Source organism: Paraburkholderia fungorum (genome assembly GCF_902833645.1).
Lineage (GTDB): Bacteria > Pseudomonadota > Gammaproteobacteria > Burkholderiales > Burkholderiaceae > Paraburkholderia > Paraburkholderia fungorum.
In genome coordinates this window covers 156,570-176,842 of the sequence record NZ_CADFGE010000010.1, presented here as the reverse complement: position 1 = coordinate 176,842, position 20,273 = coordinate 156,570, and the positions used below count along the sequence as shown (strand labels likewise).

The 20,273-nt window shown below is 61.4% G+C and carries 22 protein-coding genes; 18 read left to right on the top strand and 4 right to left on the bottom strand.

Annotated elements, in window-relative coordinates; all coding sequences use genetic code 11:
• Window positions 1-16 precede the first annotated feature (16 nt).
• The gene (locus tag HWX91_RS27835) at window positions 17-289 is read left to right on the top strand and encodes a UBP-type zinc finger domain-containing protein (RefSeq protein ID WP_025495870.1); all 273 of its coding nucleotides are present in this window, start codon (window positions 17-19) and stop codon (window positions 287-289) included.
• Between the two features lie 51 nt (window positions 290-340).
• Here HWX91_RS27835 and HWX91_RS27830 read toward each other — a convergent pair whose 3' ends face one another.
• The 3 genes from HWX91_RS27830 to HWX91_RS27820 form a co-directional block, all read right to left on the bottom strand.
• On the bottom strand, window positions 341-3,172 hold the full coding sequence (locus HWX91_RS27830; protein ID WP_102857403.1) for an ATP-dependent Clp protease ATP-binding subunit: 2,832 nt from the start codon (window positions 3,170-3,172) through the stop codon (window positions 341-343).
• A 225-nt stretch (window positions 3,173-3,397) separates the two neighbouring features.
• Complete coding sequence (locus HWX91_RS27825; RefSeq protein ID WP_025495872.1) at window positions 3,398-4,030, bottom strand: Hsp20/alpha crystallin family protein; 633 nt, start codon at window positions 4,028-4,030, stop codon at window positions 3,398-3,400.
• A gap of 150 nt (window positions 4,031-4,180) precedes the next feature.
• Window positions 4,181-4,756, bottom strand: a complete 576-nt coding sequence (locus HWX91_RS27820; RefSeq protein ID WP_102857404.1) for an HdeD family acid-resistance protein — start codon at window positions 4,754-4,756, stop codon at window positions 4,181-4,183.
• Between the two features lie 295 nt (window positions 4,757-5,051).
• Here HWX91_RS27820 and HWX91_RS27815 point away from each other — a divergent pair, with 295 nt between their 5' ends.
• From HWX91_RS27815 to HWX91_RS27755, 13 genes are all read left to right on the top strand, one after another.
• Window positions 5,052-5,486: a PRC-barrel domain-containing protein gene (locus HWX91_RS27815; RefSeq protein WP_102857405.1), complete on the top strand. Its 435-nt coding sequence runs from the start codon at window positions 5,052-5,054 to the stop codon at window positions 5,484-5,486.
• An 86-nt stretch (window positions 5,487-5,572) separates the two neighbouring features.
• Window positions 5,573-5,899: a hypothetical protein gene (locus HWX91_RS27810; protein WP_176035686.1), complete on the top strand. Its 327-nt coding sequence runs from the start codon at window positions 5,573-5,575 to the stop codon at window positions 5,897-5,899.
• A gap of 166 nt (window positions 5,900-6,065) precedes the next feature.
• Window positions 6,066-6,893: an AraC family transcriptional regulator gene (locus tag HWX91_RS27805; RefSeq protein WP_102857407.1), complete on the top strand. Its 828-nt coding sequence runs from the start codon at window positions 6,066-6,068 to the stop codon at window positions 6,891-6,893.
• Between the two features lie 373 nt (window positions 6,894-7,266).
• On the top strand, window positions 7,267-8,481 hold the full coding sequence (locus tag HWX91_RS27800; RefSeq protein WP_025495877.1) for an alkene reductase: 1,215 nt from the start codon (window positions 7,267-7,269) through the stop codon (window positions 8,479-8,481).
• 458 nt (window positions 8,482-8,939) lie between these two features.
• Window positions 8,940-10,181 carry an MFS transporter gene (locus HWX91_RS27795; RefSeq protein ID WP_102857408.1) on the top strand — a complete coding sequence of 414 codons (1,242 nt, stop codon included), beginning with the start codon at window positions 8,940-8,942 and terminating at the stop codon, window positions 10,179-10,181.
• A 126-nt stretch (window positions 10,182-10,307) separates the two neighbouring features.
• Complete coding sequence (locus tag HWX91_RS27790; RefSeq protein WP_030102610.1) at window positions 10,308-11,237, top strand: LysR family transcriptional regulator; 930 nt, start codon at window positions 10,308-10,310, stop codon at window positions 11,235-11,237.
• A 124-nt stretch (window positions 11,238-11,361) separates the two neighbouring features.
• Window positions 11,362-11,856 (top strand): cupin domain-containing protein, encoded by a 495-nt coding sequence (locus HWX91_RS27785; protein ID WP_102857409.1) that lies wholly within the window; start codon window positions 11,362-11,364, stop codon window positions 11,854-11,856.
• A 34-nt stretch (window positions 11,857-11,890) separates the two neighbouring features.
• Entirely contained in the window at window positions 11,891-12,910 is a 1,020-nt protein-coding gene (locus HWX91_RS27780) for a hydroxyquinol 1,2-dioxygenase (RefSeq protein WP_025495903.1), read from the top strand.
• Window positions 12,911-12,942: 32 nt separating this feature from the next.
• Window positions 12,943-14,409, top strand: coding sequence for an aldehyde dehydrogenase family protein (locus HWX91_RS27775; RefSeq protein WP_102857410.1), 1,467 nt, complete (start codon window positions 12,943-12,945; stop codon window positions 14,407-14,409).
• 7 nt (window positions 14,410-14,416) lie between these two features.
• Window positions 14,417-15,484 carry a maleylacetate reductase gene (locus tag HWX91_RS27770; RefSeq protein ID WP_030102613.1) on the top strand — a complete coding sequence of 356 codons (1,068 nt, stop codon included), beginning with the start codon at window positions 14,417-14,419 and terminating at the stop codon, window positions 15,482-15,484.
• 60 nt (window positions 15,485-15,544) lie between these two features.
• Window positions 15,545-16,417, top strand: coding sequence for an intradiol ring-cleavage dioxygenase (locus tag HWX91_RS27765; protein WP_102857411.1), 873 nt, complete (start codon window positions 15,545-15,547; stop codon window positions 16,415-16,417).
• 5 nt (window positions 16,418-16,422) lie between these two features.
• Window positions 16,423-16,734 carry a YciI family protein gene (locus HWX91_RS27760; RefSeq protein ID WP_025495899.1) on the top strand — a complete coding sequence of 104 codons (312 nt, stop codon included), beginning with the start codon at window positions 16,423-16,425 and terminating at the stop codon, window positions 16,732-16,734.
• A gap of 2 nt (window positions 16,735-16,736) precedes the next feature.
• On the top strand, window positions 16,737-17,078 hold the full coding sequence (locus HWX91_RS27755) for a Rieske (2Fe-2S) protein (protein ID WP_102857412.1): 342 nt from the start codon (window positions 16,737-16,739) through the stop codon (window positions 17,076-17,078).
• 136 nt (window positions 17,079-17,214) lie between these two features.
• On the opposite strand, the gene HWX91_RS27750 is transcribed toward HWX91_RS27755, so the two are convergent.
• Window positions 17,215-17,604: a response regulator gene (locus HWX91_RS27750; RefSeq protein ID WP_102857413.1), complete on the bottom strand. Its 390-nt coding sequence runs from the start codon at window positions 17,602-17,604 to the stop codon at window positions 17,215-17,217.
• A gap of 154 nt (window positions 17,605-17,758) precedes the next feature.
• Between HWX91_RS27750 and HWX91_RS27745 the strand changes: the two genes are divergently transcribed.
• From HWX91_RS27745 to trpS, 4 genes are all read left to right on the top strand, one after another.
• Window positions 17,759-18,031: a hypothetical protein gene (locus HWX91_RS27745; protein ID WP_025495896.1), complete on the top strand. Its 273-nt coding sequence runs from the start codon at window positions 17,759-17,761 to the stop codon at window positions 18,029-18,031.
• Window positions 18,032-18,172: 141 nt separating this feature from the next.
• Entirely contained in the window at window positions 18,173-18,511 is a 339-nt protein-coding gene (locus tag HWX91_RS27740) for a hypothetical protein (RefSeq protein WP_025495895.1), read from the top strand.
• 96 nt (window positions 18,512-18,607) lie between these two features.
• Complete coding sequence (locus HWX91_RS27735) at window positions 18,608-18,979, top strand: lysozyme inhibitor LprI family protein (protein ID WP_208459048.1); 372 nt, start codon at window positions 18,608-18,610, stop codon at window positions 18,977-18,979.
• A 263-nt stretch (window positions 18,980-19,242) separates the two neighbouring features.
• Complete coding sequence (gene trpS, locus HWX91_RS27730; protein ID WP_102857414.1) at window positions 19,243-20,259, top strand: tryptophan--tRNA ligase; 1,017 nt, start codon at window positions 19,243-19,245, stop codon at window positions 20,257-20,259.
• Window positions 20,260-20,273: the final 14 nt, after the last annotated feature.

Genomic DNA, 20,273 nt, shown 5'->3' with positions numbered 1-20,273 from the left:
TCCGAGGAGTACGATCATGACCCCTGGTTGCACGCACCTGGGCGCGGCCCGCATCCTCCACACGTCCATAAACTATTGCGAGGACTGCGTGAAGCTTGGTCAGCCGTGGGTGCATTTGAGGCTCTGTCTTTCGTGTGGATACGTCGGCTGTTGCGATTCGTCGCCCAACCGGCATGCAAGCAGGCATTTTCACGCGACCGGCCATCCGCTGGTGCGTTCAATCGAGCCCGGCGAAACGTGGATCTGGTGCTATCGCGACGAGATCGTCGCCGGTGAACTCGAATCCTGAGGGCGCCGCCCCGCACGTGCGGGCGGCGCCGCGTTCTTCACCATGCCGGCGTCACGCATGCGCCGGCTCCGACGTCTCGCTGGGCGCTTCTGTTGTCAGCGATGCTCCTTTCTGCACGCGCACAGAGTGCGTACCCGGGTCGTAGGTCATTGTGACCTTGTCGCCGTCGCGCACGTCGCCTCCCAACAGCGCGTCGGCGAGTTGCGATTCCACTTCGAGGCGGATCTTGCGCTTGAGCATCCGCGCGCCGAACTCGGGGTCATAGCCGATCTGCGCCAGGTGATCGCGCAACCCGTCGTCGAACGAAAGGTCAATGCCTTGGGCCAGCGCCGTACGCCGTACGCGCGCAAGTTGCAGATCGACGATGGTGCGAATCTGCTCCTTGCCGAGCGCACGAAACACGACCACCTCGTCGACGCGATTGAGAAACTCCGGCCTGAAATGGTGCCGCAGGATCTCCATCAACCGGTCGCGCAACTCAGGATAGTCGAGCTGCTTCGAGTCGGTCTTCATGTTGTCCTGGATCAGTTGTGAGCCGATGTTGCTGGTCGCGATGATGATCGTATTGGTGAAATCGACCAGACGTCCCTTGCCGTCGGTGAGCCGCCCTTCGTCGAACAACTGCAGCAGGAGGTTATGCACTTCTGAGTGCGCCTTTTCGATCTCGTCGAGCAGCACCACGCAATATGGCCTGCGCCGCACGCGCTCGGTGAGTTGTCCGCCTTCTTCGTAGCCGACATATCCGGGTGGCGCGCCAACCAGCCGCGCCACCGTATGACGCTCGGAATACTCGCTCATGTCGATGCGTACCAGCGCGTTTTCGTCGCCGAACACCGAAGCGGCCAGCGCCTTCGCGAGTTCGGTTTTCCCCACACCCGTAGGTCCCAGAAAGAGGAAACTCGCGGTCGGCTTGCCGGCCTCCGTCAAACCGGCGCGCGAAAGCCGCACCGCTTTGGCGACCGCGGAGACGGCCGCATCCTGGCCGACCACGCGTTCCTTCAGGCGGTCTTCCAGCCGCAACAGTTTTTCCCGGTCTTCGGCAGTCAGTTCGGATACCGGTACGCCCGTGAGCGACGAAACGATCTGCGCAATGTCTTCCGCCGTTACTTCCTGCGAGTGGGTGCCGCGTTCCTTCTTCCACGTTTCAGTCGTTTCATGCAACCGTTTCTGTTCCGCGACGAGCCGCTCTTCCAGCTCCTTGGCTTTATCGAATTGCTTTGCAGCGCTGGCTGAGTCCTGTTCCTGCCTGATGCGGCGGATGCTCGCCTCGATGTCGTGCAATGGCTGCGGACGCGAATTCGATGAAATGCGCACGCGGGCGGCGGCCTGATCGAGCAAGTCGATTGCCTTATCGGGTAAAAAACGCGCGGCGATGTAGCGGTCCGATAGTCTTGCCGCGGCAGCGATCGCCTCTTCACTGATTTTCACCTTGTGATGCGCTTCCAGCCGGTCACGCAGGCCACGCAGAATCTCGATCGTTTCCTCGACGCTGGGTTCAGGCACCATGACGGGCTGAAAACGCCGCTCCAATGCCGAGTCTTTTTCAATGTACTTCTGGTATTCGTTCAACGTGGTCGCACCCACGAGGTGCAGTTCACCGCGAGCGAGCGCGGGCTTGAAGACATTGCCGATATCGAGGCCGCCTTCGCCGCCGCCCTGGCCGGCGCCGACAATCGTATGCAGTTCATCGATGAACACCACCAGACGGTCCTGGTTTTCGATGATCTCATCCAGCACCTGCTTGACGCGTTCCTCGAACTCGCCACGATACTTCGCACCTGCCACGACGCTATTGATATTCAGTTCGACCACGCGCTTGCCGCGCAGCACTTCCGGCACCTGGTCCTGAGCAATGCGTTGCGCGAGGCCCTCGACGATAGCGGTCTTGCCGACACCGGGTTCGCCAATCAGCACTGGATTGTTCTTGCGCCGCCGCGCGAGCACTTCAATGGTGGTTTCGATTTCCCTGTCACGGCCGATCACCGGATCGAGCTTGCTTTGACGCGCAAGCGCGCTGAGATCGCGTGCGTATTTGTCGAGCGTGGGCGTGGTGGAGCGGTCCTCCATCTTGCCGTCTTCGGCACCCTTGCCGACCACCTTGACGGCCTTTTGCCGCAGCGATTGCGGCGACAGGCCGAGCTTGCGCAGCAATTCACCTGCAAAGCCGTCTTCTTCCTCGACGAGCCCAATCAGAATGTGCTCTGGTCCGACATAGCTGTGACCCAGTTCGAGCGACGACTTCAACGCATTTTCCAGCGTACTCTTGGCGCGTGGCGACACGCCGATCTGCTCGTTGTCAGCCGGCTCCTTGCGGGTGCCGCGCGGCGCGGTCTGATCGATGGTTTTCCTGATCTCTTCGGGATCGAGCTTGAATTCACGCAGGATTTCCTGCACCACGTTGTTATCGGCGAGCGCAAGCAACAGGTGTTCCGTATCGACTTCGTTCTTGCCATATTCGACCGCTGCCTGCGCCGCGGCCTGCAGGCGGTCCAGACCGCTCTGGCTCAGGTACGTCTGCAGGTCCACCGCTTCACGGGCCCGGCGATGCCGGCGTGGGCGGCCGCCTGGCTGTCCGCCCGCTGATTCGCCCATTTGCCCGTTACCGGCGCCTGTGCCCTGACTCGCGCCGCCTGGTTGTCCAGGCGTGCGTCCGATGCGTGACCGGCTGCCGCGGCCGCTTTCCATCTGTGGCCACATGTCATCGAACAGACTGTCGAACAGTCCCCCGTGAAAGAGGGACTCGAGCGGCGACAGGCGGCGCTGATTGCGCGCCATGAACTCCATGTAGTGCTCATCGCACAGCATCAGCTGACGACGTTGGCCGTTTTCGGTAATCGTGATCTGCGAGGTAGCGGGCTTTCCACAAACACTGCACTCGGCCATGATGAACTCCTTTTTCGTCCGCGAGGGCATTGCTTCCCGGGGCGGGTAATGGGTGGGTGGAAATATCTGTTCCGCTGCTTATGCCGAGGTCGCCGTGTTTGCGCGCTGGGCTCGCTGCACTCGAAACGTGGCATAACGTCCGCTTGCGGCGTGAGCCTAATCACCCGGACTGCGGAAGCGGACGAGTTGTTTCACGACAGGCCCGAGCGCGGAGTTAGGACGGTGCTATTTGATCTCGATGCGCCGCTTCGCTGACGGTTCTCCGGCCGCTTTGGGCACGCGCAGCGTCAGCATGCCGTTTTCAAATCTGGCTTCTGCCCGGTCGAGATCGATGCCCGCGGGCAGCGGCACCGCGCGCTGAAAGTGTCCAAACGACCGCTCGACCCGATAGCATCCCTGTTCTTCGCTGGTCGATTCGAAGCGCTTGTCGCCGCTGACGATCAGCATGTCGTCAATCACTTCGAGTTCGATGTCGTCGCGGGTCATGCCCGGCAATTCGGCGACGATACGCAGCGCATCACCTTCGTCCGTGACGTCGATTCGCGGTTGAAACTCGCTCGCGCTGAAGTCGCCGAACCAGCTTCCAAGTGGCCCGCGGCCGCCGAACGGATCGCGGATCAATTCGGCGAACAGATGAATCGGATCAGGTAGCGGCCAACTGGCGGGCGCAAGGGGTACCGGTGCAGCAGCCGCCATCGGTGCCCCGTTACCCGTTTGCGTGCCGCCCGACGGCTGCCCGTTTTTCGGGGCGTTTTGCTGACCGGTGCGCGACGCATCGGCGCGGCTGGATGCGCTTTGTTGCGCGGGGTGCGAGCGTAAGAACCGGAACGGATTCCATTTGTCGAGATCCAGAGGCATGTGATTCTCCTTACGTGAGATACGCCAGTGCCAGACCTGAGGTTGGACCACTTGAGATGACGGGTGGTCCATTTGACCTCCGGATGCGAGCGGCGCGGGTCTGGCCGCGGGCTTGATCCTGTAACCCGCGAGTGCCCGTGAGCGGTGTGCTTACGGATGCAGCGGCGCGTGTGGCTCGTCGATCGGGCCGCCGTGGTGCCAGGCACGCGCAGTGATGCCGAGTACGAACAGCAGTGCTCCCGTGAACAACGCATACACGCCGATCAGCCACACGAGCGCTAATGCGCCGGCGCCCGGAAAGAGCAGCACGAAAATACCGAACATGACGGACAGCACTCCGGTCAGCACCAGCATCCACGCATTGCGCAGGCGCCTGTGCAGCCGCGTTGCTGCGATCAGATCGAAAACGCCGGTGAGAATCGCGTTTGCGCCGATCACGGCGACCAGCACGAGCGCGGTAATGCCCGGCACCAGGATGGCTATCGCACCGGCGCCGATGCTGCAGATTCCGAGCAGCAAGGGCACCCACCAGCCGCCGTATGTCGCGCGGTAGCGGATGGCCGCACCGATCGCGACAATGCCGCCGGCGATTGCATAGGCGCTGAAGAGGGTGATAAGCAGTAGCAGAGTGAGACCAGGCCAGAATAGCGCCAGAATGCCGAACAGCAGCGCAACCGTGCCACGCAGAATGAGCATCCACCAAGCGCGTCCAAGCAGTTCATCCATGTGGGACTCCAAGCTGTACCGTCAGGTGATCAGCTATAGTCTAGGCTCTACGCATCTGCGATTCTTTCGCGTTTCTGCCATGCGTTTCGCGATTCTGCGTTCATTCAGTGCGCGTGCTGAATGGCATCCAGACTGGCATTCCAGACGCATCAAAATAACCCGATCCATCGCCGCTTTTTTATAGCGCCTCGCCGTGAGGCGTTCTAACATGAATTTACGCCGCGCACGGTCTGGCGTTAGCCCGATCATCGCTGGCCCGGTGTCGTACCGTCAACGTCAGAACGAAGGGAATCTCATGAAAGCGAATCTGCTTATATGCTTGCTTGCGTCGTCGCTCGCACTTGCTCCAGACGCGCGCGCCCAGGTGGCCGGCGCCCAGCCGCTTGGTGTCAGCGTGGAAGAGTCGGCCGCGATCGTGGCGGGCTGGAGCGTGAGAAAGTCGATCATGGACAAGCCGGTCTTCAACGAGAAGGGTGAGCGTGTCGGTGTCATTCATGACATTATTGTGGCACCGGACCGATCGGTATCGTTTGCAATCGTCGCCGCAAATCAGTTTTTGGGGGTGTCACATCACGACGTGGCCATCCCGATCGAGCAGCTCGATTTTTCCGATGGCAAACTGGTGCTTGCCGGTGCGACGAAAGATGCGATCAAGGCGCTGCCCGAGTTTCAATACACAAAGGTGCGCGCGACGCCTAAGCCGAGGTCCGACTACAGCGAGCATCACTGATATCTGTCCTCGATCGTCCGTGATCGATGCATTTGACGCGCGGCACGTTCGCTCCACGGGCAGCGCCGTTTAGTGCGCCACCGCGCGTGACTATTCTTCATGTCGCACGCCTGCCGCCTGCTCTTCGGGCGACGTTCTTAACCAGCGCCGGTGCAACGCACGTCGCGTGCGACAGGTTGAAGCGGCAATTCATCTCTGAGGCCGCATACCGGGTCGTGATCGCGATGATCGGCAGGCTCCATTCGAGCGCGAAGCTTTACCGCAGCAACGTCCAGTCGATGTTCCCGGATCGCGGACACGAGTGCGGTGCATACGACGAACCTGACTGCTTGCTGACGCTGCGCAATATCCGGCGTAAGCGTCAGCTTGCAGAAAGCCTTCAGGAACCCTGGGTTGCGTTGAGTCCCGGCTAATAGCGTGTCGAGCGTCGCCCCAGGTTGTCCGGCAATTTAGCTTGGCAGCAACGCCGTCAACGTGGTCGGAATTGCCTGGGCCCATATTACGAATCCGCCTTAAGCAGCCTTGAATTCGACGTAAACTTAGGCATGCGACGAGACGAGGAGGAAACCTCTGCTCACCATGAAGCAAGAAACAGGATCGACCCCGAAACACGGGTTACGCTGCCAGGCAATGAACGTTGCTGTCGCCGATGGCGGCCTGCATCTGGTGCAGGGACTTCGGCTCGTCATGCCGACAGGTGGCACCGTTGTGCAGGCTGCGGGCTGCGACGATCTCGGAACGAGTCATGTCATCCTGATAGGTGCACCATTCGTCGCAGTTATTCCGGCGGGGGCGCAGTTGGCCACAGTCGCTGACGGCGATCCCTCAGGATGGGTTATCGCACTCAAAGCGGGCGTACTTGGGCAAGTCTCGCAAGAAGCGTTTGACGCGGTCCCGAAATGGTCCAGGTCCTGGGATCCATTCCTGCGCGAGGCGGCGGACACCCTGGCTGCCTTGCATCATGCGGATTTGATCGACGCGGCCTGCGCCGACGCTTTTGCAGATGTCATCTCGGTGCACATCGCTCTGCGCCGCGGGCACTGTGCTGGTGCGGCCGAGCCGGACATGCCTCTTACGCGTCAACTGCTGACTCGTATTGAAGCTTTCGTTCATGAGCACATAGCCGAAACCATCCTGGTCGAGCAACTCGCAGTGCTGGTGCACATGAGTGCATCAAACTTCGCGCGTGTTTTCAAAACGGCGACAGGTACGCCGCCCCATCTGTACGTGACCCTCGAACGGGTGAAATTTGCGAGGACGATGTTGTGCGAGGAGACCATTCCGCTCGTCGACGTTGGCGCGCGCGCGGGGTTTCAGACCCAGCAGCACTTCACCGAAGTGTTTCATCGGTACACCGGTGCGACGCCGCGCGCATTCCGACTTGCCCACCGGAACGTCGGTAGCTGATTCATTTGGCGAAACTGCGAGCAAAACAATGACCGCGGGACTGGCGCGCACGCGATCAGATCAGAGCGATACGAGTATCGCGAAGTGGATACTGCCTGGGGTTGATCAGAACAATGATTCCGACACTTTGACTTTGCCCCCGTTTGACGAATCCCTGAGCCAAGCGCATGACGGGCCGCGTCGAAGCCGATGGAGCGATGCGCCGGGTAAGCGCAGGATCCTGACATGTCCGGGCAGAAACCGGAAAGAAGCGCAGCCGGGTCATGGCTAGACTGGGCGGAAACCGGGATTCCGCCGATGCGATCGACACCGACGCGGCTAAGCGGCTATGCGGTGCTTTTCGGTCCCGGTCGAAACCATAAGGAGGGAATTTATGCCTGATACGGAAATCGCGCCCGGGGAAGCCGGGCAGCACGAGGAACAAAGCCCGCTGCGCAAGCTCTTCGAACCCCTGAAGGTGGGACCGTACAACCTGCGTCATCGTGTCGTGATGGCGCCGCTGACGCGTTCGCGTGCGAGCCAGCCAGGCAACATACCGTCGCAGCTCAACGCCTGCTATTACGCGCAGCGCGCAGCGGCCGCGCTCATCATCAGCGAGGCGACGCAGGTGTCGATGCAAGGGCAGGGCTACGCATGGACGCCTGGAATTCATAGTCGCGAGCAGGTCCAGGGCTGGCGGCTCGTGGCGGACACCGTGCACGAGGCGGGTGGCTTGATGTTCATGCAGCTATGGCACGTCGGACGTATATCGCATCCCTCCTTGCAACCCGACGAAATGCTGCCCGTTGCGCCGTCCGCGATCCGGCCAGAAGCGGAGGCCTTCATCGAGAACGAGCGCGGCGAAGGCGTCCTCGCGCCCTGCATCGCGCCTCGTGCGCTGCAGGGTGAAGAGATGCCGTATCTCGTGCGCCAATACTTCCGGGGTGCGCGAAACGCGAAGGCTGCCGGTATGGACGGCGTCGAAGTGCACGGAGCAAACGGGTATCTGCTCGATCAGTTTCTGTTGTCCGGCACGAACCGCCGCACGGACGAATATGGCGGATCGAGCGAGCGTCGGGCCAAGCTGCTGTTCGAGGTGATCGAAACGGTTTGCGAAGTGTGGGGGCCGGAAAAGGTCGGCGTACGGCTCTCGCCTCTCGGCACCTTCAACGACATGCATGACGACGACGCCGAGGCGACCTTTTCTTACGTCATCGAGAAGCTCAACCAATACGGGCTGGCTTATTTGCACATCGTCAATCCCACGCTCGCGGCGACCGGTGAGGATGTCGCTTTCATGGAGCGCGCGACACGCATGAACGAGATGATACGGCGCACTTATCGCGGTGTGCTGATGGTCGCGGGGGGCTTCGACGCCGGCAGCGCCGAAAGATGGCTCGAGGACGGCAACGCGGACCTGATCGCCTTCGGACGCCTGTTCATCGCCAATCCCGACCTGCCGGAACGCTTCCGGTCGCACGCTCCGCTCAATTCGCCGGATCCGTCCACGTTCTATGGAGGCGGCGAGCGAGGATATACCGACTATCCGTCGCTCGCACAGGAGCGCGGGGAGGCGCCACGGTCCGTCATCGACGGGCGTTGGAGATAGCCTGTCGCCGGCCGGCGCGCTCGCTGGCGTCACACGACGGTTTGCGATGGCCGCCGCGCCGGCGGCCGATCGCGCTGTGAGGATCACGATGGCTGTCAGTACCTGCCGTGTCGTTGCAGACGGCAGCCGCGCGCGCGTCTACGAGGGAATCCCCTGGGACTGCGCGCACCGCGTGGTTCCCTTGCCTTCCATATCGCGCTGCGCTTTCCCGTAGACGCTTCCCGCTTGCCGACGCTGATTATTCGTCTTTCGCGAATGAGGCGTTCGCCCGTTCCCCAATACCGAGTTGTGCTCCTTGCACCTATCTTTGGGGCGTCGCCGGGTGACATTCGAAAGAATGTCGCGAATCAAAGCGACGCCCCCATCCTTCGCGACCGAGGTCGCACAAAAAGATTGGAGTTGGACCGTGCGCTAACGCTTCAGCGCGCACAGGTGAGCCAACGTCAACGGAGACGGAAATGAATGCAGACAAGTGGGATACTTCCTACGAATGGAAAGCGGTCACGCTACTCGCGCTCGGCTTCGGCCTGGTTGGACTGGACCGCTGGCTTATCGCGCCACTTTTTCCATCCATCATGAAGGACCTCAATCTGAATGCCCAGGACGTCGGTAACTGCATTGGCGTGCTCGGTCTTTCGTGGGGTGTCTTCGCCGCATTGATGGGCGGCACCTCGGACAAGATAGGGCGCCGGAAGGTGCTCATCCCGGCAATCCTCGCGTTCTCGCTCCTCTCCGGCTTCTCGGGGCTCGCCGGCGGTTTGTTCAGCCTGATAGCGATTCGCGGCTTGATGGGGGTCGCCGAAGGTTCCTTCTGCCCCACGAGTTTCGCGGCCACCGCCGATGCATCGCACCCACGCAGACGCGGTTTGAATCTCGGCCTCCAGCAAAGCGGCTTCGCGCTTTTCGGATTGGCGCTTGCGCCCATCATCGCGACGCAGTTGCTGGGCTTCGTCACATGGCGGTGGGTGTTCGCTCTCGTAGCCATCCCGGGGCTGATACTCGGTCTGATCATGTTCTATGTGATTCGCGAACCGAGGGTAACGCCGAAGGTCGCCGCCGAGGAAACTCCGGCTTCGCTCCGTCACGTCCTGAAGAGCAGGAACATTCTCGTGGCGATGGGCGCACTCTGCTGCGCGATGACCGGCGTCTTTGTCCTTGGCGCGCTGCTGCCTTTGTATCTCACCGGATATCTTCTGCTCGACACGCAGCGGATGGGACTCGTCGTCTCCGCCATTGGCTTCGGCGGGTTTCTCGGTCAGTTTGGCTTGCCGGGCCTGTCTGACATTGTTGGACGCCGCCTCGCGAGCATCGCGGGTTTTGCGGGAACCGCCGCGATGCTCTACATCTTCCGCGGTCTTGGTCCCCAGCCGCTGCCGCTGTTTGCCGTCCTGTTCGCGGCTTCTTTTTTCACGCTGGGTCTGGTGTCGTTACTCTCCGGGCCGGTCGCGACTGAGGCCGCTCCGGTGGGACTCGTGTCGACGTCGATCGGTGTCGTGGTCGGTGTAGGTGAAATTTTCGGCGGCGGCATCGCGCCCGCCCTGGGCGGCTACGTGGCAGCTCACTTCGGGATTCAGAACATTCTCTGGCTGCCGATGTGCGCCGTAGTGCTGGGCATCGTTGTCAGCGTGCTGCTCAAGGAGACCGCGCCGGCCGTCCTGCAGCGCCGTCAGCCCGTGCGTGCGGAGCTGGAAAGGACCTGAGAGCGGTGTCTCGATACGCGTGCCCGAGAGGTAGGATTATTGATGAAGCCACAACGTTCCTCGTGATGCACAGCGGGTCCTCCGTCCATATACACTGACGCATTTGCTGACGATGGAAGGGTGCGTATGGATCGGTTTCTGAGCATCGAAGCGTTCGTGCGGGTCGCGGAAGCGAGCAGCTTCGCTGAGGCGGCGAGGCAGCTTGGCGTGACCAGTTCAGTGGTGACGAACCGTATTCAGCAACTGGAGAAATTCGTCAATGCGCCTCTCTTTCACCGAAGCACGCGCCACGTGCGTCTGTCGGAGGTGGGGGAGGCCTTCTATCGCGAGTGCGCCGAGGTAGTGGGTCGGGTCAATGAGCTAACCGACCAGATGCGCGAGCTTCGTGCAACGCCTACCGGGCGCCTTCGCATCCAGATGCTGCCGGGGTTCGCGCTTGGTCATTTTGGTATCCCGATGGCTGAGTTCAACCGGCGTTACCCCGGCATCCAGCTTGACGTGATAGTCAACGACCGCGTTGTCGACCCGATTGAAGAAGGGTTTGACATCGCATTCCAGATATTCCCCGCGATTTCGGAATCGCTCATCGAGCGGCGCCTTTTTACCGTGCGCCGTCTGTTCTGCGCCGCCCCGGCGTACATCGCCGAACATGGTGCGCCGCAGCACCCACGGGACTTGTTGCAGCACACAACGGCTCTCTACTCGGGATACCCCTCACGCAACCGCTGGACGCTAACCCGCGGAGAAGAGGTTGTCGAGATGGAGCTGCCGGGCATGATCCGGTCGAACTCGGTCCATCTGCTTCGCGATTACGCGCTGACTGGCGGCGGGGTCGTGTGCCTGCCGACGCTGGTCGCCAGCGCTTCGCTGCTCGACGGCTCGCTGGTGCCGATCCTGACGGAGTACCAGCTGTCGCCTCTGAGCTTCGCAGCGGTCTATCCCGCCACGCAGCGACAGGCCCTGAAGGTCAAGGCGCTAGTGGAGTTTCTCGTGGAGTATCTCGGCCCCGAACCTGCCTGGGACCTGCCTTTGCTTGAGCGCGGCTGGGTCTGCTAACGAAGGAACGAAGGCGATTATTCGCGAAGCGCAAATGCCGTAGTCGTCGTCCAGCAGGTTGTTGCCGTCGCCGCCGGCTCCTAAAGTTGAAGCTAACGCAAGCTTCCAACAACAGGAGACAGCAATGACCGATACGGCGTTCCACACCATCTTTGGCTCGCTCGAGAGCTACCACAAGGGCGAAATCGAAATCACGAGCGGAAGCGCTCGCCACTATGCCTTCTCGAACATCTTCGAGGTGGCTTCGCAGTCGACCCCGTACGAAAAGGTCGTGGTCGGCAAAAACCTTGAATACGTCATCGAAGTGCTGCGGACCGAGGGCCGTTCCGCATGGTTCGCCTGTGCGCACGACGAGTTCGCCATTCTGATGGATGGTGAGGTTCAAATCGACTTCATCAAGCTCGACACGCCACCTGCCGCGGGGCAAGGGACGATTCACGCAGCAGAGGCACCCGCGGGCCGTGCAATGGGACACGTGGTGCTGCGTAAAGGACATCAGGCCATGTTGCCGGCCGGCTGCGCCTATCGGTTCAGCGCGCGCCAGGCTGGCGTCGCGATCGTGCAGACCATGCTGGGCGAACTATCAGTGCAGAAGTGGGCAGACGTCTGCCTGCACTGACATCCACGCATCGAACATTCTTAGGAGACACGCTATGGCCACCCTCGAAACCAACGACCACGCCCTCGGTTTTGCCGCGGACACGGTGCGCTCGACCGAGCCCGATAAGGTCACCGGTTACCGGCGCTTCACGCTCGGCGCGTTCGAATTTCAACGCGATGAGTATTTTGTGAAAATCAACTGGCCGGCGAAAGGCCAGACGCGCACGCACGCCGTTCCCGCCGATGCATTCCTGCGCGCGATGATGCGTGATGTCGCGTGGGGATTTTTCTATGGCTGGGTGAATTTCGACCACGTGTTCGGCACGCGCAATCACTACGGCAAGGTCGATGTCTATGCCGGCACGTTCAACGGGATCATGAAAGACGCCGGGGTCGACTACATCGAGACCTTCGAAACGCCGACCATCATGGCCACGTTCAAAGCCATGCTGCACGACTGGACCAACGAGGGTTTCGACCCGTTCGCGGCGCCCGAGGAAACCGGAACGGCGTTCGGCCGCAAACATGGCGACAACGGCGCGGCAATCGAACGGACTCGCATCGCCACTCGCAGAATGCCGGGCCTTGCAGGCGATTCGCCTTTGCGCGATGACTTGCCGGTCAATCGGGCCTTCCTCGATGTCGTACAGGACGAGCCCGAAGTTCACGCCGAGCCGGGCTTCGAGGGCGAGCTGCACGCGTTCAATCTCTTCAAGTATCTGTCGCGCTCCGACGTGACCTGGAATCCGTCCGTCACGTCCGTGTGCGGTCGCAGCCTGTTCTGTCCAACGACCGAGGAATTCATTCTGCCGGTGTTCCATGGGAACGACCGGGTCGAATGGTTCCTGCAACTGTCCGACGAGATCGTCTGGGACGTGGGCGACAAGAATACCGGCGCGCCGCGCGCACGCATCACGATGCGTGCCGGTGACATCTGCGCGATGCCCGCCGACATTCGCCATCAGGGGTATTCGACAAAACGCTCGATGCTGCTCGTCTGGGAGAACGCGACCCCGGATCTTCCGCAGCGATACGAGAGCGGCGAGTTCGCGCCGTACCCGATTGAATTCTGAGTAGTGAGCCAGCAACAACCCGAGGACGATTCATGCAAACCCAACTCTTCATCGACGGCCGCTTTGTCGATGCCGTCGACGGCGGCACTATCGACGTACTCAATCCTCACGATGGCTCGCTCATCACGAAGATTGCAGCGGCAAACGCGGCAGACGTCGACCTCGCCGTCGAGGCCGCCACCCGTGCATTCCCGAAATGGTCCGCCATGGCGGCAGCGGAACGCGGACGCTTGCTGTTGCGCCTCGCCGATGCTATCGAGTCGAACGCGGAGGAGCTTGCGCAACTGGAATCGCTGGACACAGGTCATCCGATTCGCGACTCGCGGGGGCTTGACGTGCCACGCACGGCGGCCTGCTTTCGCTATTTCGGCGGCATGGCCGACAAGCTGCAAGGTTCTGTTATTCCTGTCGAGACCGGCTTTCTGAACTATGTGCAGCGCGCGCCGATCGGCGTCGTTGGACAGATTGTGCCGTGGAATTTTCCGCTCATGTTCACGAGCTGGAAAATGGGGCCCGCCCTCGCAGCGGGGAACACCGTGGTGCTTAAGCCGTCGGAAATCACGCCGCTCTCGACTTTGCGCATCGTCGAGCTCATGGCGGAGGTCGGGTTTCCCGCGGGCGTGGTGAACATCGTTCCCGGGTATGGCCATACGGCCGGTCAGCGGCTTGCGGAGCACCCGGGCGTTGGCAAGATTGCTTTCACGGGTTCCACTGCGACGGGGCGGCGCATTGTCGAAGCCTCGCAGCGCAACCTGAAACGTATTCAGCTGGAGTTGGGCGGCAAGGGCGCCAACATCGTCTTCGACGATGCCGACCTGGATGCCGCAATCAACGGCGCTGCGTGGGCGATCTTTCATAACCAGGGGCAAGCCTGCATTGCCGGTTCGCGGCTGATTCTGCACGAACGCATTGCGGATGCGTTTCTCGAACGCTTCGTCGCGCTGGCTGCATCCATCCGGATTGGCAACCCGCTCGACCCGGATACGGAAATGGGGCCGCTCACCTCGCTGCAACACCTCGAGCGCGTGCTTGCCTTCGCTGACATTGCACGCGAGCAGGGCGGGCGCGTACTGACGGGTGCGAGCGCACCGCAGGACGCCGCGCTCGCGAACGGTTACTACGTGCGGCCAACGGTCATCGAGGCGAAGACGGCCAACGACCGCATCGCGCAGGAAGAGGTATTCGGTCCGTTCGTTACCGTACTGCGATTCAGTAGCGACGAAGAGGCTCTCTCCATCGCGAACGGTACCGAGTATGGACTCGGGAGTGGGCTATGGACTCGCGATCTGTCGCGTGCGCACAAGACTGCCTCGCAAATCCGGGCAGGCATGTGCTGGATAAACTGCTACAAGCGGGTCAATCCAGGCAGCCCGTTCGGTGGCGTTGGGCAGTCCGGATACGGTCGGGAAATGGGTTTCGAGGCGATGCACGACTACACCGAGGCACGCTCGGTATGGGTCAACGTCGACGGCAACGTGCCGCCGCATTTCAGGCGCTGAGGTTTGCATGGAACGCTTTGTCTACCAGGGCACGCCCTCTCGCGTGGTTTTCGAGTGCGGTGCGCTCGCGCAGCTACCCGAAGAGCTGGCGAGGCTCGGCGTGCGGCGCGCGCTGATCTTGTCGACACCTGAGCAGCGTAACCTCGCTGACCGGGTGAAAGGCATCCTGGGGGAGCGTGCCGCCGGCGTGTGTGCTCAAGCGGTCATGCATGTGCCCGTCGAGGTAGCACGAGCGGCGTGTGAGATGGCGACGGCGCTCGAGGCGGACTGTTGCGTCGCGATCGGAGGAGGCTCCACGATCGGGCTAGGGAAGGCGATAGCGCTTGAGTCGTCACTGCCAATTATCGCCGTGCCGACGACCTATGCGGGCTCGGAGATGACGCCTATCTTTGGCCTGACAGAGGGACGCCTGAAGCGGACCGGACGCGATGCCCGCGTATTGCCTCGTACCGTGTTGTACGACGCGAACTTGACGCTTTCATTGCCGGCGGAGATTTCCGCGGCATCCGGAATCAACGCGATGGCGCACGCCGTCGAGGCGCTGTATGCAGAGGATGCGAATCCGATAACCAGCCTGATGGCGGAAGAGTCGATACGCGCTCTCGGCGAGGCGTTGCCGGTAATCGTGCGTACGCCGGGCGACGCGGGGATGCGGAGCCGCGCATTGTATGGGGCGTGGCTTGCCGGGACATGTCTTGGTGCCGTCGGGATGGCACTGCATCACAAGCTTTGCCATACGTTGGGCGGCACATTCAATTTGCCGCACGCGCAAACGCATGCGGCTATGCTTCCTCACACGGCGCACTACAACCACCGTGCGGCGCCCGAGGCCTTGCGGAAAGTAGCGAGAGCGCTTGGCGGCGCCGAAGCCGCCGAGGCGGGCCGGCTGCTATTCGAGTTGAATCGGAAACTGGGAATGGCGGTGGCGCTGGCAGATCTCGGCTTGCCGGCAAGCGGTCTCGACGAGGCTGCTGAGCTGGCGTGCAAGAACCCCTATACCAATCCCCGTCCTGTTGAGCGCGAAGCAATTCGTCAACTGTTGCAGGATGCCTGGGAGGGGCGGTCGCCACGTTGAGTTTAAAGAGCGGGGCAGAGGGAGGAAGACATGATGAAGGGAGACATGGTGGAGACAGACATGACAATTGAATCTCAACAGAGCGACAGCGTATTGACCGAACAGGTCATTTCCAGCTTCGAGGACACGCCGGACGAACGCTTGCGCACCTTGATGCAGAGTCTGGTCCGGCACCTTCATGCGTTCGTGCGCGAGGTGGAACCGACTGAAGCGGAGTGGATGGGCGCGATTCGCTTTCTCACCGAGACCGGCAAGATGTGTGATGACCTGGTTCGCCAGGAGTTTATCCTTCTGTCGGACACGCTCGGCGTTTCGATGCTGGTCGACGCCATCAATCACCGTTATGCGACAGGGGCGACAGACACGACCGTGTTTGGTCCGTTCTACATCAAGGGAATGCCTGAGCGCACGTATGGCGAGAACATGGCACTCACGCCCGGCACACCGGTCGTCGTGCGAGGGCGCGTACTGGATACGCAAGGGGAGCCGGTAGCGGATGCGGTTCTCGACGTCTGGCAGACGGCGGAGAACGGCATGTATTCCGGTCAGGACACCGCGCAGCCCCACGGCAATCTTCGAGGCCGCTATCGAACCGACGCCGAAGGACGCTACGCAATTGTTACGATCCTGCCCGTCAGCTATCCCATTCCGACCGATGGTCCGGTTGGCAAAATGCTCGGCGCAACCGGCAGACACCCATGGCGACCCGCGCATCTGCATTTCATGATTGACGCGCCGGGGCATCGCAAGCTTGTGACTCACCTGTTTGACGAGGCCGACCCATTCTTGAAGTCGGACGCTGTTTTCGGTGTCAAACCTTCGCTGATGGTCGCATACCGGGAACGTCCCGCGAACGATGAGCTGGCGCGGCAGTTCAACCTGGCCGGCCCGTACCGCGAAGCGTGCTACGACTTTGTCCTCGACCGGAGCTGAACAACATGGCCCGTTTTTTCGCCGTATTCGCAACCGACAAACCGGACATGCGAGAAGTCCGTGAACGGGTTCGCCCGAACCATCGAACCTATTTGCGAAGCGCGGCGCAGCACGGCGTGTTTGTACGTCTCGGCGGCCCCACGTTAGCGCCGCATTGCGATGCGATGAACGGCACGTTGCTGGTGATCGAGGCAGACGATATCGATGCCGTCATGAAGTTTGTCGGAAACGACCCCTATATGAAGGAGGGTCTATTCGCGCGTGTGGAAGTTCGGCCGTGGGACTGGAGCCTCGGCAATCCCGAGCGGCGGGTGTAAGCATGAGTGCGAGTCGATTGTGCCGGTTCGTCGACGTCCCCGATGGCGGCGCGCACGTCGTCGACGTCGACCGTACAGCGCATTCCGTGGTGGTCGTACGGCGTGGGCAGCAGGTGTGGGCTTACGTGAATCGTTGTCCGCACTTTTCGGTTCCCCTCGATTTCGAGCCTGGCATCGTGTCCTGTTACAAGGCACAGGTGCTGATGTGTGCGCACCATAGCGCGCTCTTCAGGTTCGACGATGGCCGATGCATTGAAGGACCCTGTGAAGGCGCCGCCCTGGAGGCCGTGCCGGTCGACCTCGACGGGGACGAATGGGTCGTGCTCGGTCAATGTCCGCGATAGGCAGCGCGACCTCGATCACCGTCGACTACAGTGAGGGTACGCAGGCAGCGCACCGCGCGGGTATTGTCTGGCGCGGCATATCCGCGACTTCCGGCTCTTGCAGGCGAGCATATCGGCGGCCTTCGCAACCTCTTGACTACGTGGCCCCGCCGCGCTGGGATTGCCGATGCTTGACGTTATCCGCCAGCAGCCGCCGCATAGTAGCCAGTAAGATTACCCCGTCTACAGGCTTGCGAAGAAACCCATCGTAACTAACGAAGGCGGGCGGGCTGGGTTCTCCGGAAATCAGTATGAAAGCAACATCGGCCAGGCCGGGAAGAGTGCGCAGCCGGTGGCACAGTTCGCTCCCCGACATCACCGGCATGCGCCAGTCCGCAACCACGATATCGACAGGGGAGTCGATGAACATTGCCAATGCCGATTGGCCGTCGCTCGCACTTCTGACTTCGAACCCGTCCGCGATGCAGCACGCCTCCCATGCCGCAAGGGCTTCCACGTCGTCATCTACCAGCAGCACGCTTGCCATACCCAGATTTCCGAGTGACCACTTCTTCTTTGGCAGCTCGATACGGGCTAAAGTTTCACGCAACCCGCGCAACGGGCGCGGGACAACACCGTGGCGGTTCAGCGAAACGCCTCACTTGCGTTAGACTTGCCCGAGCAACCGGAAGGAGACCTGGATGATACGCAAGACGCTCAATGCCTCGCAGCTTCAGCAGGAGGTCAACCGGCGAATCCATCGACTGCAGGAAATCGTCGAGGATGGTGTCAAGATTCGTGTGCCGCGGCCGCAGTTGCAAGAGGCCGACAAGACGGGCTGCAACTGGACGATGACCCACTTCGGCAACGCGGCCGGCTTCGAGCGCGACATCGAGGGCGTGCTGAAGGCTACGCGTGCGGAATACAATCTTGCTACCGAAGTGAAAGACACCGGCAACCCGTTTGGGGACTGACCGCATGCCGCTCGACATGGCCGGCAAGTGACGAATGGACCTTTGGATTCAGCCCTGCGCGCCGTGCGCCGACCTATGCGGCAAGCCGGCAAATGAGCCTGCGCATAACATCAGCAGTTGTTCAACGCGTTGGAGAAAGACATGACGAACGCATCGGGCGCGAATACTAACCAGCAGGCACCCCTGTCCGAGGCGTTGCGGACGTTGGCCGCATATCTCGAGTTGTCGCTCGACGCGGGCGCCGCCCTGGTCGTGATGCGCCACACGAGCGAAACCGCCACGCTGTATCTGGGTGACGCAGCAGGCACGCGAGAAGATCTGAAGCGATGCGGCACGGTTGCCGCATCGCTTGCCAACGAAATGCTCGATATGACGCAAGCGGGTGCGAACCTGATCGAAGTCGAGGGCAAAATCTACCGATTCTTCCGCAGCTTTGCGGAAATCGAAGGCGCTGCCGCAGTCGTATTTTCTTCGACTTAGCGCAACAGCACCGTCAAACTGCCGCCTTTGGCTGCATTGGAAACCCTCGTATGCGTCCTTGGCGCTTCTCCAGGAACTCTCTGCTGATGAACGACGATGAATGAACCGCGCAATCACCGCATGGGCCGTCGCCTGCGCCTTGCCTTGATAACAGCGATTGCGCTCGGCTCAGTATCTGGATACGCGGCGAGCTTCGACTGCAATCGCGCGCGTCTGCCGGACGAAAAGGCAATATGCGCATCCCGGCAACTCAGCGAACTGGACGTTGAAATGTCCGTGCGCTTCCAGATGATGATGGGTCTCGTCGCCATGGGTACGCGCGGGGACATGGGGGAAGAGCAGCAGGCCTGGTTGAGAGCGAGAAAGAAATGCGCGGCGAACCAGACTTGCCTGCTTGCCGCGTACCGGCAACGAATCCAGACGCTAAAGAACGAGTACGCCCAACTGGCTAGCCGCGGGCCATTTTAAAAGCCGGCGCGGCGGGCGCGTGCAACGGCATGGCAGATGATGAGCGCATCGGCGGGCCTGCTATTGACGATCCGTCATGCTGCTGCGCTATACTGTTTTCATGGAAACGAACCCGACCTCGCTGACTCTGTATTGCTGGTGGCGCGCCTAACCCAGGCGGCCCGTTTTCGTACGTATATCTACAACGTGATGCCGCCAGTCCTGGCGGCATTTTCGTTTTCGCGCGCGCATGGCTGGCGGTGTCCTCAAACACTGAGCTCCCCATGTCACATGCAAAGCAGTCCGTTATCCTCACTGGCGACCGCACAACCGGTCCGCTGCACCTTGGCCACTACATCGGCTCGCTGCGCTCGCGCGTGCAGCTCCAGCACGAAGCGCAGCAGTTCCTCCTGCTAGCCGATGCGCAGGCCATGACCGACAATGTCGGCCGGCACCAGAAGGTCACGGAAAACGTCATCGAGGTGGCGCTCGACTATCTCGCTGTCGGTATTGACCCTGCCAAATCAACCATCGTCGTCCAGTCGCAGGTGCCGGAGCTCGCGGAACTGACTCAATACCTGCTCAATCTCGTGACAGTCGCGCGCCTCGAACGCAACCCGACCATCAAGGCGGAAATCGTGCTTCGCGGTTTCGAACGGGATATTCCCGCGGGCTTTCTGACCTATCCGGTCAGCCAGGCCGCCGACATCACGGCATTCAAGGCGACACGCGTGCCCGTCGGCGACGACCAGTTGCCGATGATCGAACAAACCAATGAACTGGTGCGCCGTTTCAACAACACGGTCGATCGGCAGGTGCTGGTGGAGTGCGAAGCAGTTCTCTCGCAGGTGGCGCGGCTGCCCGGCATAGATGGCAGAGCCAAGATGAGCAAGTCACTGGGTAACGCCATTGCGCTCGGCGCGAGCCCGGATGAAATCACCCGGGCCGTGAACGACATGTACACCGACCCTAACCATCTGCGCGTCAGCGATCCGGGGCAGGTTGAAGGCAACGTTGTGTTCGCGTTCCTCGATGCGTTCGAGCCGAACGTACCGATGGTCGACGAACTGAAAGCGCACTACCGCCGCGGCGGTCTTGGCGACAGTGCGGTCAAGCGTCTGCTAAACGACCGGCTGCAGGCGATGCTCGCACCGATCCGGGAGCGCCGCCGCGAGTTCGCAACCGACCGTGCGGAGGTGCTGAACGTTTTGCGGCGCGGGACGATGCGTGCGCGAGAGGTGGCAGGCGCGACGGTGTCCGAGGTGAAAAGCGCGCTCGGCCTGAACTACTTCCAGGACTGAGCGGCAGGCGTTTG